Below are 16931 nucleotides of genomic sequence, written 5' to 3'. Positions count from 1 at the left end.
GACTATTCTCCCGGCTCAATATTCACGCCGAGAGCCGCAGGAGCCTGACGCCCCTTGCCTCGAGCTGAGGAAAAAAGAAGAACAACAATTGTCAGCGCGTAAGGAAGCATAAGCAGCAATGATGACGGTAATGTTGCACCAACTGCCTGTAACCGCATTTGGAACGCCATAATACCACCGAAGAGGTATGCGCCGAACATTGCGCGCCCCGGACGCCAGAATGCAAAGATAACTAACGCTACTGCAATCCAACCACGCCCTGCTGTCATGTTGTTTGCCCATAAGTGGGTGTAGGCGAGAGAAAGATATGCACCGCCGAGACCACACAGGAAACCGCCAAAGAAAATACCCACCCAACGCAACTTCACTGGATTGAGACCTGCGGCAAAACATGCAGCAGGGTTCTCGCCAGCCGCACCAAGAGCAAGCCCCCAGCGGGTTCTGTTCATGAAAAACCAGAACAAGAACGGCAAACAGTAAGATACGTAAACAAGCGCATCCTGTTTAAAGAAAATATCGCCGATGACCGGAATGGACGAAAGTACCGGAACATCAAATGCTGAAAAGCCTACAGCAGACGTTCCTACGAAACCTGTACCGAGGAAGTCCGCAAGACCAACACCAAGAATAGTAAGAGCAAGACCGGATACAACTTGGTTACCTTGGAAGATAAGACAAACAACAGCGTGTGCTAATCCGAATACACCAGCAATGATGCCGGCACAGACAAATGCAAACCAAGGATTCCCTGTGTAGTATGAGACAAGGAACGCGAAGAACGCGCCAATAATCATCATACCTTCAACACCAAGGTTCAGCACGCCGGAACGCTCCGTCAGCATCTCACCAAGAGTTGCATACAGGATCGGTGTACCGGACTGAATAGTCGCAGCCAGAATAGGAATAATAAGTTCTAAGCCCACGATTATCCTCGCTTGCTTCTCTGGAATGAGTACCAGTTAAAGAACTGTCCAGCCAAAACGCTTAACAGAATAAGCCCCTGCATAATGCCGGTAAATGAAGCTGGAACCTGCAACTCAAGCTGCAAATTTTCTACACCTACGCGCAACCCTGCAAGCAAAATAGAATATCCTGCAATGGAGGTAACACGCAGACGAGCAAGCCATGCCACAACAATAGCTGTAAAGCCGTAACCAACAACAACTGTCGGCTGGAGACGGTTAAGCGTTGCAGAAGTTTCGATAAGCCCTGCCCAGCCAGCTAGCGCACCACATATTCCCATTACCAGCACAACAAGCGCACTGTATGGCATACGGGCGTAACGGGCAGCACGAGGATTTTCACCACTGACCATGATTTCGAAACCAAGGCGAGTGTGTTTTAAAAATACGGTTAATGCAGCAGCTGCACCCGCACAGACCAATACTCCCCAGTGAATTCGACCGAATAATTCGCCGATAATCGCTGTGTCAGGGAATACAATAGTCATCGGGAAGCCGAAACTTACCGGATCCTTCCATGCGCCGTAGACGAGAAACTGCAAGAACAGGATGCCGATATAGTTAAACATCAACGTCGAAATGATCTCGTTCAGTCCCATCTTTTCACGCAGCAATGCTGGAATAATAGCCCAGATAGCACCAAGCACCGCAGCCGCGAGGAACATAAGCGGCATAAGCACCCAAGCAGGCGCAGTCGGCATACTTAGTACAACCCAAGTTGCACCAATGGCGCCCATGGCAAACTGCCCTTCTGCACCAATGTTCCAAATCTGCATACGGAAGCAAACAGCTACCCCTAAAGAACAGAGAAAAATCGGGATGGCTTTAAGGACTGTATCCTCAAGCGCCCAATCGTGTGCAAATGCTCCGTCCCATAACAAGTACATTGCTTCCAACGGTGGTTTTCCCTGAATAGCCAGCAACAATCCGCTTACGCCAAGGGAGAAACTCATCGCGCCCAGAAAGATAAAAAAGGAGCCCCACTTTAGGGGCTCCTGACGTTTTTCAATAGTAAAACCTAGCATATGCTAAGATACTCCAGATTAGCCCAACGGCTACTGGTTAGAGCCCTCAACGCCTTCAACAAACCAATCCATACCAGCAAGCATTGCGTCAGAAGCAGTTTCGCCTTCTGCAACGCGAACAGTACCGGACTGATCTTTGATAGGGCCAGCAAACACCTTGAATGTACCATTTTTGATTTCCGCTTTGCGAGCGTTAACCATTTTCTGAACATTCTCAGGAACCATGTCACCAAACGGTGCAAGGTCAACTACGCCTTCGGAAAGTCCCCACCAGTAGTTGTCAGCTTTCCATTCGCCTTTTTTTACTTTCTCGATAACTACAGGGTAGAATGCACTCCAGTTCCAAATTGCAGAAGTAAGATGTGCATCAGGAGCAAACTGGGACATATCAGAGTTGTAGCCAATGGAGTAAATTCCAGCTTCCTGCGCAGCTTCCTGTGGACCAGGGGAGTCCTGATGCTGTGTAATAACGTCGGCACCGATGTCGATAAGAGACTTAGCAGCTTCTTTTTCGGTTGCTGGGTCGTACCATGTTTTAGTCCAAACAACGTGTACTTTTGCTTTTGGGTTCACAGCGCGAACGCCAAGTGTAAATGCGTTAATACCACGTTTAACTTCTGGAATAGGGAACGCAGCAGCGTAACCGATGATGTTAGATTTAGTCATGGAACCAGCTACGAGACCTGCAAGGTAACGGGCCTGGTAAATACGACCAAAGTATGCAGACATGTTCGGTGCGGTTTTGTAACCGGAACAATGCATAAAGGTGGTATTAGGAAATTTCTTTGCGACTTTGAGCATTGGGTCCATGTAACCGAAACTTGTAGCGAAGATTACATCGTACCCTTTACGAGCCATATTGTTGATAACACGAGCTGCATCAGCACCTTCCGGTACAGATTCAACATAAAAAGTTTTTACGCCGTCCATTTTAGCAACAGCCTGACGCCCCAGATCGTGAGCGTAAGAGTAACCAGCGTCACCAACTGGAGATACGTACACAAAACCAACTTTCAAATCTTTCGCCTGTGCTACAGTTGCGCCGAAACCAGCAACAACAACCATAGCCGCGAGCATTGCAATACCCACAAATTTACGCATTGTTTCCTCCCAAGAAACATCAATCCCGAATATTAATAGGAGCTGCAGAAATGCTCTACAACGTCCAAGTACAACTAATTAGCTATCACTAACCCGCTTAGCGAGTGGCTCTGTAAACTGCACTTCAGAATCCCAAGGAAATAAAATCCAAGTATCCTGAGAGTATTCTCTGATAAATGTATCTACAAGCGGCTTGCCTTCCGGCTTTGCATAAAGGGTCGCAAAATGTGCTTTTGGCAACATATCACGCACAACCCGTGCTGTTCCGCCAGTGTCCACCAGATCATCAATAATCAACCAGCCTTCGCCGTCCCCTTCTGCTTCTTTCAAAACGCTCATCTCACCCTGATTTTTCCAGCTGTAACTGTTGATACAGATAGTTTCAATCTGGTAGATTTCCATTTCCCTTGCAAGAATAGCAGCAGGAACCAAGCCTCCACGCGTTACAGCGTAAATGCCCTTCCAAGTACCTTTTTTAAGCAAATCCCAAGCAAGCTGCTTGGCATCTCGTTGCAACAACTCCCAAGATACAGGAGTAACCTTTGAATAGCGGTTGGAATCAGACACTGTAGTAATCCAATATGTATTAAAAGTGGAACTATTACGGTAACAAATAGAATTTTCAGGCTGAGAGAGGCTTGTGCATGCCCCTCTCAGTCTGAAAATAAAAGTCTACAACAACCTAGCTAGCTGGTTGTTTGCTTGCCTTTTTGGAACCAGAGTACATCTGGTAGCCAAGAAGCTTACATTCAATTTTAGCACTAAAGAATGTAACGCGCCTAAAGGTACGTAAGCCAACCTGTTTTGCTAAATCTAAGTTACCTGTAAAGATAAACCCGTCGTAGCCCTGACACTTCTGTTTGAAGAAGTCGCCAATAGCCTTATAGACTTCGCCAAGGTAACGGACATCACCAAGACGTTCACCATATTCTGGGTTCATAATCACAATGCCGCCGCCTTCAGGAATTTCTGTCTCACGGAAGTCGCACACACTAAATTCGATGTAGCGATCAACGCCAGCAGCAATTGCGTTCTTTCTAGCAGCTTCAATAGCTTCGACACTTTGGTCTGTAGCAATAATTCTAAAATCAAGTGCACCGAGTTCTTCAGATTCTGCTTCACTGAGAAGCATATCCCAGCGTTCTTGACTGAAGTCCGGCAGGTGCATGAAACCGAAGTTTTCACGCATAAGACCAGGAGCACTGTTTAAACCGAGAAGTGCAGCTTCAATGGCAAGAGTACCACTACCACACATTGGGTTTACAACATTGCTTTTGGTATCCCAGCCACTTGCAAGCAAGGAAGCTGCGCCGAGCGGTTCGGACATAGGAGCTGTCCAAGGAAGTTTACGGTACCCACGACGGTTCAAAGGCTCGCCGGAAGTATCAAGATACAGCTTACAACGGTTCTGAACCCAATGCAGGAACAGTACTGTGCCTGTCTGCTCAGGGCCGGAATCCGGTCTGCGACCATGCTTATCGCGCATGAAGTCACAAATGCCGTCTTTTACGCGAACGTTGGCATAGCGAGCATCACGAATTGAATCGTTCTGCACAAAAGATGAGATGGAAAGATAGCCGTCCGGGGTGATGATTTCATCCCAGTCGATGTAGTCACGAATGTACTTGTACACATCGTCGGCAGTGTATGCCTTGAAGGATGCCAGTTGGAACTGAACACGCTGCGCTGTGCGCAAATGCAAGTTCAACCGCATGCAGCCAGCCATTGTAGTAAATGTTTCTACAGCAGCGGTAAGTTCGTGTTTAACAGGGAAATTAAGTCGCTTGATTTCATCAGTCAGGATAGGTGCTGCGCCACGTGGGCATGTAATCAACACTGCTGACTTTCGATTAAAAATACTCATGATTCTCCTGCACTCTTCGTGCAGCTACAAATAAAAAATCCGGTAAAATTACACGTTCCGTCCGCATAACATTACCAGATACGAAACAAGACTTGTGCCTTGTACCCTTTCAATTACTCCGCAAAAAAGTACTGAAGGCTCGCGCCAACTCACGGTTTTTATTGCGAAGTGGATCTTACTCATTGATTTTCCGATATTTTTTGTAAAAAAATCAGTATCAGTTGTTAAGATGCACACGATATATATGACTACGCAATAAGATGCAAATGCGCACTGCCTGAGACACTTTTACGTCTCAATGTGTATCAACCCTCATACGCGCTGTATCAACAACAAAAAGCATCCGGCTACAACTGGTCACTTTCTACAACATCAATCAACAACATCTTCTATCGATGCGGTTGCCTGTTTTTCCAGATACGTTTACTAGAGAAGAATACTATTTCAGTACTCGGGCACACGCTTCAGCCGCCACTGACAGATGACACTCAAGCACATTGCTGCGCTGCTACAAAAAGTTTACGACCTCACGGATGGTTACCATTTGTAGAAGGTTACTTTTTTACATGCCGCAGCTTGCGCCTCCTGATCGTATCCATCTACCACAGCTTTGCTTACAAATTGTATCATTATATATGGCGACGCCCGATACGATACACATTCAATCCCCCTGCAGAATGCATATTATGACAACAACTACACTTTCCATACTTGTTTCATGCATCAGCTCAACCGAAGCTGTTGCCTTGTCTCTTGCCTCATTAACTAATCTGCCCAAAGATATTGAGTGTGAAGTGCTCATTGTGGCAGACAGTGAAGTGACACCTGTTATCGCTGAGCTTATTGAAGAAGTAGCACCACTGCTGCCAGTACACCCGAAAGTGATTAAGCTTACTGCGCCGATCAGCAGAGCGCGAGCATTCAACCTCGCAGCGGACAGTGCAGACAGTGAATACCTGTTCCTCCTCGAAGCTGGAACTCAGGTAACAGCGGAAACCATTGTGCCGCTTCTCCAGCATCTTAAAAATAATCCATCCGCAGGTATTGCGGCACCACTTCTCATTTGTCCGCAATCAGGGCGCGTACAGAGTTACGGCACAACATTTACTCCGTCACTCCGTGCACAGCCGCTTTTTGCGTCTTTTCCCGCAACACATCCAGCCGTAAACAAGCAGCGCTCTTTTCAAGCAGTGCCTGCAAACGGCATCTTCATGCGTGCGGAGACGTTCAACGACGTTAAGAAATTTGATACCAAGTACAAAACCGGTATGGAGGTGCTCGACCTCTGTTGCGCAATACGCAACAACGAGCAAACAATCGACCTCATCCCGCAATCAACACTTCTTGAGCCAGACACAACAGCATCCATCGTTGAAGATGATCTGAGTGTCGACACTATGCGTTTGAACGACCGCTGCAAAGGCTGTTTCGGTCCCGACAAGCATCTGATTGCACAAAAAGAAGGATACCAGTTCACCATCTCCCCATGGATGGAGAGCTACATGATTCTTACGCCAGAACGCGAACAAGAATTAAACGAGCAAATGATGCAGTCACCTGACCCATCAACCTGCCTCGCACTTATTATCGAAGAACCGCTCTGGCAAACAGGGTACGTTCAGCTTGCCGCGTATCTTGAATCAACAGGGAAATTTGAAGAAGCATGCGGAATCCGTTTGCTGCAAACATTCTTCTTCCCGATGCTGCCGCTTTATCGCAAACTTGCTGCTGTAGCAGAAGCCGCGAATAACGACAGTCTGTTACAAATGGCTAACGACAAACTCTCGCATATCGATGCTCAGCTTGAAGATATCGGCGCACTTACCAAAAAAGCTGCCGGACTCGCCAATTGGGCACGAAAAGCCAAGGAAACAGAACTCCAAGCCCTCTACGAAGGCTGGCTGAAAGATTTAGGACTGCTATAAAGAAACGCCGATCTGTGTAAAACAGATCGGCGTTTTTTTTATAAAATATATCTCAGTAGAAAATTAGCGTTCGAGCCAATCTTCAAGAGTTTCTTTGTATTCTTCGTCAGTGTAGGTCGGCTCTTCGTACTTGCCGGAAAGCTGACGCTGGCGAGAAGCTTCGGAGAGGATTACTGCAGCTGCAACAGAGACGTTGAAGCTCTGAATCATACCGAACATTGGAATGTAGACTTCACCGTCTGCAACGTCCACGAGTTCAGGATCAGTACCACGGTGTTCGTTACCCATGATTACAGCAGTTGGCTCAGAAAGGTCGTAATCGCGAAGCGGCTTTGCTTTTGGAGAACAACTTGTTGCGAGAACCTTCATCCCCTGTGCACGCAATGACTTCATAAGATCGTCTGCGTTATCATGACGTTCTACATCAACCCATTTGCGTGCAGATGCAGAAGATTTATTCCCGAGTTTCGGAAATGCAGTATCTGTGTAGTAAAGGTGAACCTTAGGCACACCGAAAGCATCACAGCTACGCAGAATAGCAGATACGTTATGCGGATCATGTACATTCGCCATAACCATGGTCAAATCTTTCTGACGGAGTTTCAATACTCGTTCGAGCTTAGCAGTTCTTTCAGGCGTTCTTTCTTTTGTCATCTGCACACCATATATCCTGTCTATATCCGCCGCACTTATGTCAGCAACAGGTTTGTTGTTGTATTAATAACACTTACCTAATGAAACACCGCGGTAGTTCATCAGTATAAGACTTTGCAATCATAAAAAACATGCGCGCAAAAACCAAATAATCAGTACATAAAATCTTCGAGTACTGCTTCATCTCAATGCGCATATTGGCATTAAATCGATTTTCTTTCTTGTAAAGTTACGCGAACTGGGTGTACAGGCTTTTACAACTCTTGTCACGCAATGCAACCTTAGCGCTGAAACCGGTTATATTTATAATTTTTCCCGATAAGTCTTGAAGATCTAACCGAACGATTTTCAAAACAAAATGGACTAACTCGCTGCAAATTATATTTTTTTACACTCAACCTATTGAAATGTGCATTGTGTCCGAGTAAAAGAGCCACTTGTCTTCTAGTTTAATCCAAGAAGTTCGTGAATATACCAAATCCCGTTGCACCCACATGCAGCGACGAAATGTCGATAGTTGTCTTTATTTATTGCGCATTCTGAATGGTATATTTCGCTTTGTATCTTTTGATACACAACTTGTATGAAGGAGTCTTACGCTGTGTTTACCTTTTTGAAATCTAAAGCTATTGCTGGTCTTAGCTTTGCTTTAGCAGGATTGTTGCTTCCTGCTATGGCATTCGCGTCCGCTTCTGCTGGCGCGCCACATCTTGATGGTGCATCCCTTTCTGCATTATGGGTAATTCCATTTGCATGTATGCTGCTGTCTATCGCAGTTGGTCCAATTGCGGCGCCACACTTCTGGCACAACAACTTCGGTAAAATTTCTTTATTTTGGGCACTCTGCTTTCTCGTGCCATTCACTATGGCGTACGGTTTCTCCCTTGCGCTTTATGAAGCTTTGCACGCTCTTCTTCTTGAGTACTTCCCGTTCATCATCCTGCTTCTGGCTCTGTTCACCGTAGCTGGCGGCGTTCGTCTCAAAGGTAACCTTGTTGGTACACCTTTAGTGAACACCGTAATTCTGCTTATCGGTACTGCTCTCGCAAGCTGGATGGGTACTACAGGCGCAGCAATGCTCCTTATTCGCCCACTTCTTCGTGCTAATGCTCATCGTAAATACAAAGTACACTCTGTTGTATTCTTTATTTTCCTCGTAGCTAACATTGGTGGTTCCCTTACTCCACTTGGTGACCCACCACTCTTCCTCGGCTTCCTGAAAGGTGTTTCCTTCTTCTGGACCACCACACACATGTTGCCACTTATGTTGTTTGCAGCTGCTATACTTCTTGCAGTTTACTTCTTCCTCGACACCATTCTCTTTGCTAAAGAAGGCAAACCAGTACCTCCAACAGATTGTTGCGAAGAAGAAGCACCTGCTACTCCGGGTCGTTGTCGTTTCGAAAACGGCCGTCAGATCTACGACTGCGGTCCTGCTCCTAAACTTGCGATTGAGGGTAAAGTTAACCTTCTCCTCCTCCTTGGCGTAATTGCAGCAGTACTTATGTCCGGTATGTGGCATCCGCATGTTAGCTTCAACATCTTCCATGTTCATGTTGAACTGCAGAACGTTGTTCGTGACGTTATTCTTCTTATCATCACCGGTCTTTCTCTTAAACTTACCGACGATGAATCCCGCCGTCTTAACGACTTCAACTGGTTCCCGATCCTTGAAGTTGGTAAACTCTTCATTGGTATCTTCTTGTCCATGATCCCAGCTATCGCTATCCTGAAAGCTGGCGAGAACGGCGCTCTTGCTTCCGTAATCAACATGGTTACCAGCAACGGCGAACCTGTGAACACCATGTACTTCTGGCTCACCGGTCTCCTTTCTTCCTTCCTGGACAACGCACCTACCTACCTTGTGTTCTTTAACACTGCTGGTGGCGACGCAGTTCACCTCATGGGCGACATGGCAAGCACTCTTCTTGCTATCTCCGCTGGTGCTGTATTCATGGGTGCTAACACCTACATTGGTAACGCACCTAACTTTATGGTTCGTTCCATTGCAGAAGATCAGGGCGTAGCAATGCCTAGCTTCTTTGGCTACATGGCATGGTCCTTCGGTATCCTCATTCCTCTCTTCGTTCTCATTACCTTTGTATTCATTTCATAGGTAAAACTTGAATGACTGTATCGCCCCCGTGCTCTGCACGGGGGCGTTTTTTTTTGCCTATGCCAAAACACTGTTAGGTTTTGAACCTTCCTGACACTCCGCCGTATTATTCAAAACGACACAATAGCGTTCTTCACCCATGCGTCGTAAAAATGTGTCGATCTGAAATCCACTTCATTGCCAACTTTCCCTTCTCGAAAAAAAATATTTCGAACAAAAAACAGCACTCTCTCAACCTGCCCTATATATATAGTTAGAAATCCCCGAAAGTCGCAGGTTCTAAAGCTTCTCGCGTAAAAAAACAATTTTAGTTTGATTGACAAACACTTCTCCGTTTAGTTAGAAAATCAAACAGTCAGCCATTACTTCGGCTGACTATACGCTTTTTTATTACGACCTAAAGCAAACACTAACACCGAGAATCCATTGACTGTTTCTCGAAATTAATAGTAATTGCCTACGTTAAATGTATTTTAAACAATGCTGGATTTGAGAAAAGGAGTTTGAGTTTATGTTGACGGGTAAACCTTCTGTTCTGTTTGCAAAATTGCTAACAGTCTTTGCAACGCTTCTGCTGCCATGCGCCGCGTTTGCAGCTTCCGCAGGTGCACCGCATCTTGACGGCGCCATGCTTTCCGGTTTGTGGGTTCTGCCGTTTGTCTGCATGCTGCTGTCTATCGCAGTCCTCCCACTAGTTGCGCCACACTTCTGGCACAGCCACTTTGGTAAAATTTCTTTATTCTGGGCTCTTTGTTTTCTTGTCCCGTTTACGCTGAAGTTTGGTTTCTCCCTTGCTTTATACGAAACCTTGCACGCACTTTTATTGGAATACTTTCCGTTTATCATTCTCCTGTTAGCGCTCTTCACTGTTGCGGGTGGCGTACGTCTTACCGGTACTCTGGTAGGCACACCAATTGTAAACACACTTATCCTCTTAATTGGTACCTTACTCGCCAGTTGGATGGGTACAACTGGCGCAGCAATGCTGCTTATTCGCCCGTTGCTGCGTGCTAACGCACACCGTAAGTACAAAGTACATTCCGTTGTTTTCTTCATCTTCCTTGTAGCTAACATTGGTGGTTCACTTACACCTCTGGGCGATCCGCCACTTTTCCTTGGATTCTTGCAGGGCGTTGACTTCTTCTGGACAACGACCCACATGCTGCTTCCAATGCTTTTCACAGCAGCTATTCTCATAACTGCATATTTCCTTATCGACACCTACCTCTTCGGCAAAGAAGGTCGTCCTGTTCCTGAAGGTGTAGACGCCTCCAGCTCCGAAAAGCTTGGTATGGAAGGCAAAGTAAACCTTCTTCTCCTCCTTGGTGTTATCGGTGCGGTACTGCTGTCCGGCATGTGGGATCCAAACATCGAATTCAACATTTACCACGTACATGTTGAATTACAGAACCTCACTCGTGATCTGCTTCTCCTTTTCATCACTGGTCTTTCTTTGAGACTTACTGATGATGAAAGCCGCAGATTGAATGACTTTAACTGGTTCCCGATTCTTGAAGTCGGCAAGCTGTTTATCGGTATCTTCCTGTCCATGATTCCAGCAATCGCAATTTTGAAAGCTGGTAAAGATGGCGCACTTGCAGGAATCATCAATCTGGTGACAGATGCAAACGGCAACCCTGTAGACATCATGTACTTCTGGCTTACCGGTATCCTGTCATCCTTCCTTGATAACGCACCGACCTACCTTGTGTTCTTTAACACTGCCGGTGGCGATGCTTCACACCTTATGACTGATATGGCGAGCACTTTGCTTGCAATCTCAGCCGGTGCTGTATTCATGGGAGCTAACACATACATTGGTAACGCACCTAACTTCATGGTTCGTGCTATTGCTGACGATCAGGGTGTAAAAATGCCTAGCTTCTTCGGCTACATGGCATGGTCATTCGGTATTCTTATTCCGACCTTCGTCTTGGTTACCCTTGTATTCTTTTAAACCGATCCTATAATCAAAAGCCCCTTGCATCACGCAGGGGGCTTTTTTTGTGTCTGTCAGTTAGGCGACCAAGCGTGTCTTTTTTTAAAATTCGTAACACGTTGACGATAACCTTCTCTGAATGGTATCGGTATGCATCACACCAACCAATTAGACCATTGGATACGTATTATGCATATTGCCGAAGGGGTTTTGCCACCAGTCATTCTTGCTTCCTGCGCTGTTTTATCAGCCGGAGGGGTTTGTATCGGTTTGAAAAAGCTTGATTATGATCGAATCATGACAACAGCAATTCTTTCAGCCTCTTTCTTTGTCGCATCGCTTATCCATATCCCTATTGGCCCTGTATCCGGTCATCTTATCTTAAACGGTCTACTCGGATTAATGCTCGGTTGGGTTGCTTTTCCTGCCATTCTGGTTGCTCTTGCACTTCAGGCAATCCTATTCCAGTTTGGCGGCATTACCAGCCTTGGTGTGAACACCTTGAACATGGCTCTTCCGCCCGTTCTCTGTTTTTACATATTCCGCCCCATGCTCAATAAAGGCACTTTTTCACTGCGAATTGCAGCCTTTTTATGCGGCATGTCAGCCGTTGCTTTTTCTGCCTTACTTACATCAGGCACGCTTGCTTTAGGTGGTGACAGCTTTCTGAATTCTGCAAAAATATTATTGATTTCCAGCGTTCCAGTCATGGTGATAGAAGGACTGATTACAGCCGTAGTTGTCGGTTTCCTTGCTAAGGTGAGTCCGCAAATTTTCGACTTCAAGATCACGGCACCAGACCCAGTTATGGCCGCACAGACCTCATCCAGCGCTACAGAGTAACGTATGTCACTCGAATCCTTTGCCGAGGGCACCAGTCCGTTTCACACCATGGATGCGGCATCCAAAGTTCTCGCTGCAACACTATTTTCAATCTGCACAGCACTGCTTACTTCCATAACCACCGCCTGCGTCGCATTGATCATAGGCATCACCCTTCTCTGCATTGCACAGCTTCCAATAAGAACTCTTTGCAGAAGGCTGCTCTTCATCAATGCATTTATCGCGTTTCTTTGGCTTACACTGCCAGTTTCGACAGCAGGAACACCCGTATATTCACTAGGTGGTTTCACCGTCACTCAAGAAGGTATTGATTTAACGTTGCTCATTACGCTCAAATCAAACGCCATCATCACAACTTTTATTGCGCTTCTCGCCACATCAAATATTACAGACATAGGATCAGGCTTTGCCAAACTGCACGTACCGCAAAAACTCAGCCTGCTATTCCTTTTCACTTGGCGTTACATTCACGTAATTCTCGAAGAGTATAAACGCCTGTCCACCGCCGCAACGCTGCGCGGATTTGTACCGACGACCAACAGTCACACCTATAAAACCTACGCAAACCTCATCGCTATGGTGCTTGTAAAAAGTCATGACAGAGCAGAACGTGTTTCCAACGCCATGAAACTCCGTGGCTTCAACGGAACATTCCACTCACTTTATCGTACTAAAGCGCAACCCACCGATGCAGTAGTCGCTGCGGTCATTGCTTTTCTCGGAACAGCGCTGTTTGCTGCCGACTATTTTCAGCTTACGGAGTTATTCTAATGACCACCCCATTGCTTTCCCTCACCGACATCCACTACACCTATGCAGGCACCACAATGCCAGCACTCACAGGGGCAAATTTAGAGTTGTTCCCTACCTCCAGACTCGGAGTGCTCGGGCACAACGGCAGTGGTAAGACAACACTTTTCCTCGCAGCAATGGGAATTCTTCCGCCCAACAAAGGCACCATCACCTACGCAACTTCCCAACTCAAAACAGAAAAAGATTTCAGACTACTACGTTCAGAAATCGGCTACCTGTTTCAGCGGTCAGATGATCAACTTTTTTCTCCCACCGTCATAGACGACGTAGCGTTCGGCCCCTTAAATCTCGGTAAAACACCAAAGCAAGCACTGCGCATTGCAGCAGAAAAACTTTCGCTCGTAGGGCTACAAGGATTCGAAAATCGCATCACCCACAAGCTATCCGGTGGTGAAAAGAAAATGGTTGCTCTTGCCTCAGTATTAGCAATGCAACCCAAAGCGCTACTCCTAGACGAGCCTACAAACGACCTTGATCCCGACACGCGTGAGCGGCTCATACATATTCTCAAAAACCTCGATATCGCTCTTTGCATTATCTCCCACGACTGGGATTTTCTCGACAGAACGTGTACCAGCTTTCTTAGTGTCGAAAACGGTGAAACCAAAGCCACCGAGTTCATCCCGCACACGCATGTCCACACGCATCAAGGTGGAAACGTCACTCACAAACACGAATAGCCTCTGCTTGGCTGCGGTGCTTTTTGTTTTGATGTCTTCGATGAACCTGCGGTGCTTGCCTCCGGCGGCGCTTGTCAGCGGGACTTTAAGAACCTTGTTGGAACAAGGTTCTTAAAAATCTCCAAAAACTTTTATTATGCGATGAACTCTCGTAGATAATTTTTTCACGCGGCTTTATCTTGCTGACTTGGATAGCAAAAAGGGCAATTCTTCATATGAAGGACTGCCCTTTTTTATTTCATGAAAGGTAATGGAGCATAAGCCGCGAGGTTACATAAGCAACAGGCTAGGCTCGCAGTTAAAAAGTTTTAAAGGGGGTCTGGGGGAAACTTTTTTAAAAGTTTCAGCCCAGCCGTCGGAGACATCCCGCTGATAAGCGCCGCCGGAGGCAGCAAACATTGCAGCCTTGTCAATAAGCTTACTTCGTCCCCTTGGCCTTAGCGGCAGCCGCTGCTGCATTTTCGTCAGCCATGTTCTGTGCTGCTGCCGAAAGATCTTTTATTTCTTCAGGAGTCAGATCGGCACCCTCGGGTACATGTACTCCGACTGTCGGACGCGCAAACTCAATACCTTCTTCTTTAAATATCTTACGCATCTTGTCGTATACGATTTTCCTAATACTCCACTGCCCACCTGGTACTGTCATAAACTTCACACGCATCCGCAGCCCGTACTGTTCGATGGATTTCACACCTTGTGACTTGATGTCATCGAGGAGTAAGGCGTCGAGTGCTGGATCTTCGCGTACTTCTTTGTTTATACGCTTCATAATTTTTTTGATCTTGTTCACGTCTGTGTCGAACGGAACGAGATACGGCAGTTTCATAATGGCAAAACCACGGGACATGTTTGTAACAAACCCTATGGTTCCGAACGGAACAATGAAGAGTGACCCACGCGGATGCCGCAATTTTAAGGCGCGGATAGATATTTCTTCCACTGTTCCCATGGAATTACCCACCTGAATGTAGTCATTCACACGGAATGCGTCATCCATAAGAAAGAATATGCCTGAGATAATATCTTTGACGAGAGTTTGTGCCCCAAAACCAATTGCGAGACCGAAGACACTGGCACCGGCGAGGAGTGGTGTGATGTCTATACCGAGAGATGAGAGAATGATGAGCGATACAACAATAAGCAAGAAACCAAACAGGAATTTACGGAACAATTGCAGAAGAGTTGCGAACCTGTCGCCGCCCGCACTGCCGCCTTCACCACCGGAGTCCCCTCCGTCTACTTTATGCCCGCTAATTTTTCGTTCTATTGCTACGCTGATTAACGCCCAGACAATATAGGCCACAACAACGGTGAAAAGAATGCCAATGAAAGAACGTGCCGTATCTAATCCTACTCGAACCGGAACGCCCCACACGAAAAGCAGCCCCATGAGTAATAATAAAAAGATCCCGACACGGAAGCAGCCTCTAAGAATATCGCGAAATCGTGCGGCTGTAGAAACATGCGTACTGTGCACTTCTTCATGTTCTGTCTCTTCTGCCAGCTCTATAGGCTGTTCTGTAGGCTGTTCATCTATAAATTCAGGAACCTGCTCTGTGGACGATACATTTGTAGCGACTGAAGATTGTTCTACGCCTGTATCCCCTTCTGCTGTCTGCTCTGACGTTGATTCTTTTTCTACGCAACCAGTCCCAGCAACAACATCTTCGTCTGGTTTTAAGGACATGCCACTCATGCAATCTACAAGCTGCTGTGCAAGCCAGTTTGCTATACAATACGTAGGCACACTCAATAGGGTTGCAATGGCTGGAATAACGGCACTGGAGCCTCGAACCATTAAAACCACAAGCCAACACAACCAACCGAGAATCAAAGCTGTAACAAGCATTATATGCCATATGCCAGCAACCTGATATCGTAACGAACCTTCCTGCGCATTTTCTCGCAGTGCCTCTGTGCCGTTTTTTGCTTCCCATATAATAAGTAACGAAATACCGCACACAACGACAAAGCTCGTAATGGCAAGCGCGAGCAAATACCAACGCTCGGCCTCACCTTGCAGCAGCATGAGAAATGAAATCAGCAAGCCAAGAGCACCTATCCGGCTTATCCATTGCGTCCACTTATAAATAGTCAAAGCTGTTTCGTTTGATAGCGGAAGATAACGGAGCCCTTCAGCCTTTGGAACCAGAACAAAACGAGAAACGAGTCCTACTAAATCCACCAACAATACAGCAATAAACCACGATGCAATTATCGGCTTTGCCGCACTGCTTTGTTCATAATATAAAAGATACAGTCCGAGGATAACCACGCTGGAAAGCATAATTCCCAGCAAATCGAGCCCTGCTCGCAAGCAAAGCCGAAGAACCTTTTTAAAAAAGCCCCACTCCTTCGGAGTTGTCTCAATAATTTTCCGTAAACGTCGGGTTTTTCTTCGGTACAGCAGGCGTACTGCTATCCACACAAACGTAAGTAAAGCAATGCCGCGTGCCAAATTTGACATCGGCACTTTACCACTACCACTCACTGCTTTGAACAGAACATCCGGTATATCCTGAGCTGTTTGTGCGGCATTTCCGAACAAATACTCAAACCTGTCATGCACTCGTGAGAGCCTTGCATTAAATGTTAACGCAAAATTTTTATCTTTTTTTGTAGTGGCAGAGGCAGCCGCTTCTTTACGTAATTCTTCTATAAGTAATGCGCGCACCTGCTCATCACTCATGCCCGCAAGAATTGCGTCGACCTGAGCACTTGTGGCATTGGCGGGAATTTGTGGTACTTTCTCTGCTGCCCTACTCACGTTGACCAGCAGACAGCCAAGTAAAATCAGTACCAATGCGATGCAAATTTGATTTCGTATACTCACGGGTGCTCTCCTAGTATTATCCTGTAAGCATACTCTTTTTTTACCTTTTATTCCTATGACATAAAAAAAAGAGTAAAGCCTGAAGGCTCTACTCTTATATCTTTCAATCGTTACATCGGCGTGAATCCAATGTTACCTATTTCTTTTTTAGCGGCTTCCCACAACACTGTAACGGC

The 16931-nt window shown here is 46.3% G+C and carries 13 protein-coding genes; 6 read left to right on the top strand and 7 right to left on the bottom strand.

Translation table 11 applies throughout. The features are described from left to right. Positions 1-2: 2 nt before the first annotated feature. The 5 genes from ACZ5V1_RS03010 to ACZ5V1_RS02990 all read right to left on the bottom strand — a co-directional run bounded on the left by ACZ5V1_RS03010 (position 3) and on the right by ACZ5V1_RS02990 (position 4952). A complete protein-coding gene (locus tag ACZ5V1_RS03010) occupies positions 3-923 on the bottom strand; it encodes an ABC transporter permease (RefSeq protein WP_464390535.1) in 921 nt (306 codons plus the stop codon). 2 nt (positions 924-925) lie between these two features. Continuing rightward, positions 926-1987 carry an ABC transporter permease gene (locus ACZ5V1_RS03005; protein ID WP_464390534.1) on the bottom strand — a complete coding sequence of 354 codons (1062 nt, stop codon included), beginning with the start codon at positions 1985-1987 and terminating at the stop codon, positions 926-928. Between the two features lie 30 nt (positions 1988-2017). Next, positions 2018-3088 carry a BMP family ABC transporter substrate-binding protein gene (locus ACZ5V1_RS03000; RefSeq protein WP_160716711.1) on the bottom strand — a complete coding sequence of 357 codons (1071 nt, stop codon included), beginning with the start codon at positions 3086-3088 and terminating at the stop codon, positions 2018-2020. A gap of 78 nt (positions 3089-3166) precedes the next feature. Beyond that, the gene (gene gpt / locus ACZ5V1_RS02995) at positions 3167-3655 is read right to left on the bottom strand and encodes a xanthine phosphoribosyltransferase (RefSeq protein ID WP_160716710.1); all 489 of its coding nucleotides are present in this window, start codon (positions 3653-3655) and stop codon (positions 3167-3169) included. A 115-nt stretch (positions 3656-3770) separates the two neighbouring features. Next, positions 3771-4952 carry a THUMP domain-containing class I SAM-dependent RNA methyltransferase gene (locus ACZ5V1_RS02990; protein WP_464390533.1) on the bottom strand — a complete coding sequence of 394 codons (1182 nt, stop codon included), beginning with the start codon at positions 4950-4952 and terminating at the stop codon, positions 3771-3773. A gap of 686 nt (positions 4953-5638) precedes the next feature. Between ACZ5V1_RS02990 and ACZ5V1_RS02985 the strand changes: the two genes are divergently transcribed. After that, the gene (locus ACZ5V1_RS02985) at positions 5639-6877 is read left to right on the top strand and encodes a glycosyltransferase (RefSeq protein WP_464390532.1); all 1239 of its coding nucleotides are present in this window, start codon (positions 5639-5641) and stop codon (positions 6875-6877) included. A 63-nt stretch (positions 6878-6940) separates the two neighbouring features. On the opposite strand, the gene ACZ5V1_RS02980 is transcribed toward ACZ5V1_RS02985, so the two are convergent. Next, the gene (locus ACZ5V1_RS02980) at positions 6941-7531 is read right to left on the bottom strand and encodes a TrmH family RNA methyltransferase (protein ID WP_160716707.1); all 591 of its coding nucleotides are present in this window, start codon (positions 7529-7531) and stop codon (positions 6941-6943) included. Positions 7532-8204: 673 nt separating this feature from the next. Between ACZ5V1_RS02980 and ACZ5V1_RS02975 the strand changes: the two genes are divergently transcribed. The 5 genes from ACZ5V1_RS02975 to ACZ5V1_RS02955 all read left to right on the top strand — a co-directional run bounded on the left by ACZ5V1_RS02975 (position 8205) and on the right by ACZ5V1_RS02955 (position 13922). Further along, positions 8205-9647 (top strand): sodium:proton antiporter, encoded by a 1443-nt coding sequence (locus tag ACZ5V1_RS02975; protein ID WP_464391602.1) that lies wholly within the window; start codon positions 8205-8207, stop codon positions 9645-9647. Positions 9648-10158: 511 nt separating this feature from the next. Next, positions 10159-11604 (top strand): sodium:proton antiporter, encoded by a 1446-nt coding sequence (locus ACZ5V1_RS02970; protein ID WP_464390531.1) that lies wholly within the window; start codon positions 10159-10161, stop codon positions 11602-11604. Between the two features lie 171 nt (positions 11605-11775). Beyond that, the gene (cbiM, locus tag ACZ5V1_RS02965; protein ID WP_464390530.1) at positions 11776-12429 is read left to right on the top strand and encodes a cobalt transporter CbiM; all 654 of its coding nucleotides are present in this window, start codon (positions 11776-11778) and stop codon (positions 12427-12429) included. A gap of 3 nt (positions 12430-12432) precedes the next feature. Next, a complete protein-coding gene (cbiQ, locus tag ACZ5V1_RS02960; RefSeq protein WP_464390529.1) occupies positions 12433-13200 on the top strand; it encodes a cobalt ECF transporter T component CbiQ in 768 nt (255 codons plus the stop codon). Further along, complete coding sequence (locus ACZ5V1_RS02955; RefSeq protein ID WP_464390528.1) at positions 13200-13922, top strand: energy-coupling factor ABC transporter ATP-binding protein; 723 nt, start codon at positions 13200-13202, stop codon at positions 13920-13922. The genes cbiQ and ACZ5V1_RS02955 overlap by 1 nt, the downstream gene beginning before the upstream one ends. 418 nt (positions 13923-14340) lie before the next feature. On the opposite strand, the gene ACZ5V1_RS02950 is transcribed toward ACZ5V1_RS02955, so the two are convergent. Continuing rightward, positions 14341-16755, bottom strand: a complete 2415-nt coding sequence (locus tag ACZ5V1_RS02950; protein WP_464390527.1) for a mechanosensitive ion channel family protein — start codon at positions 16753-16755, stop codon at positions 14341-14343. Positions 16756-16931: the final 176 nt, after the last annotated feature.

Source organism: Halodesulfovibrio oceani subsp. galateae, assembly GCF_055397225.1.
Note: the sequence above shows the minus strand (reverse complement) of the source record. Positions and strands in the feature narration are given on the sequence as shown.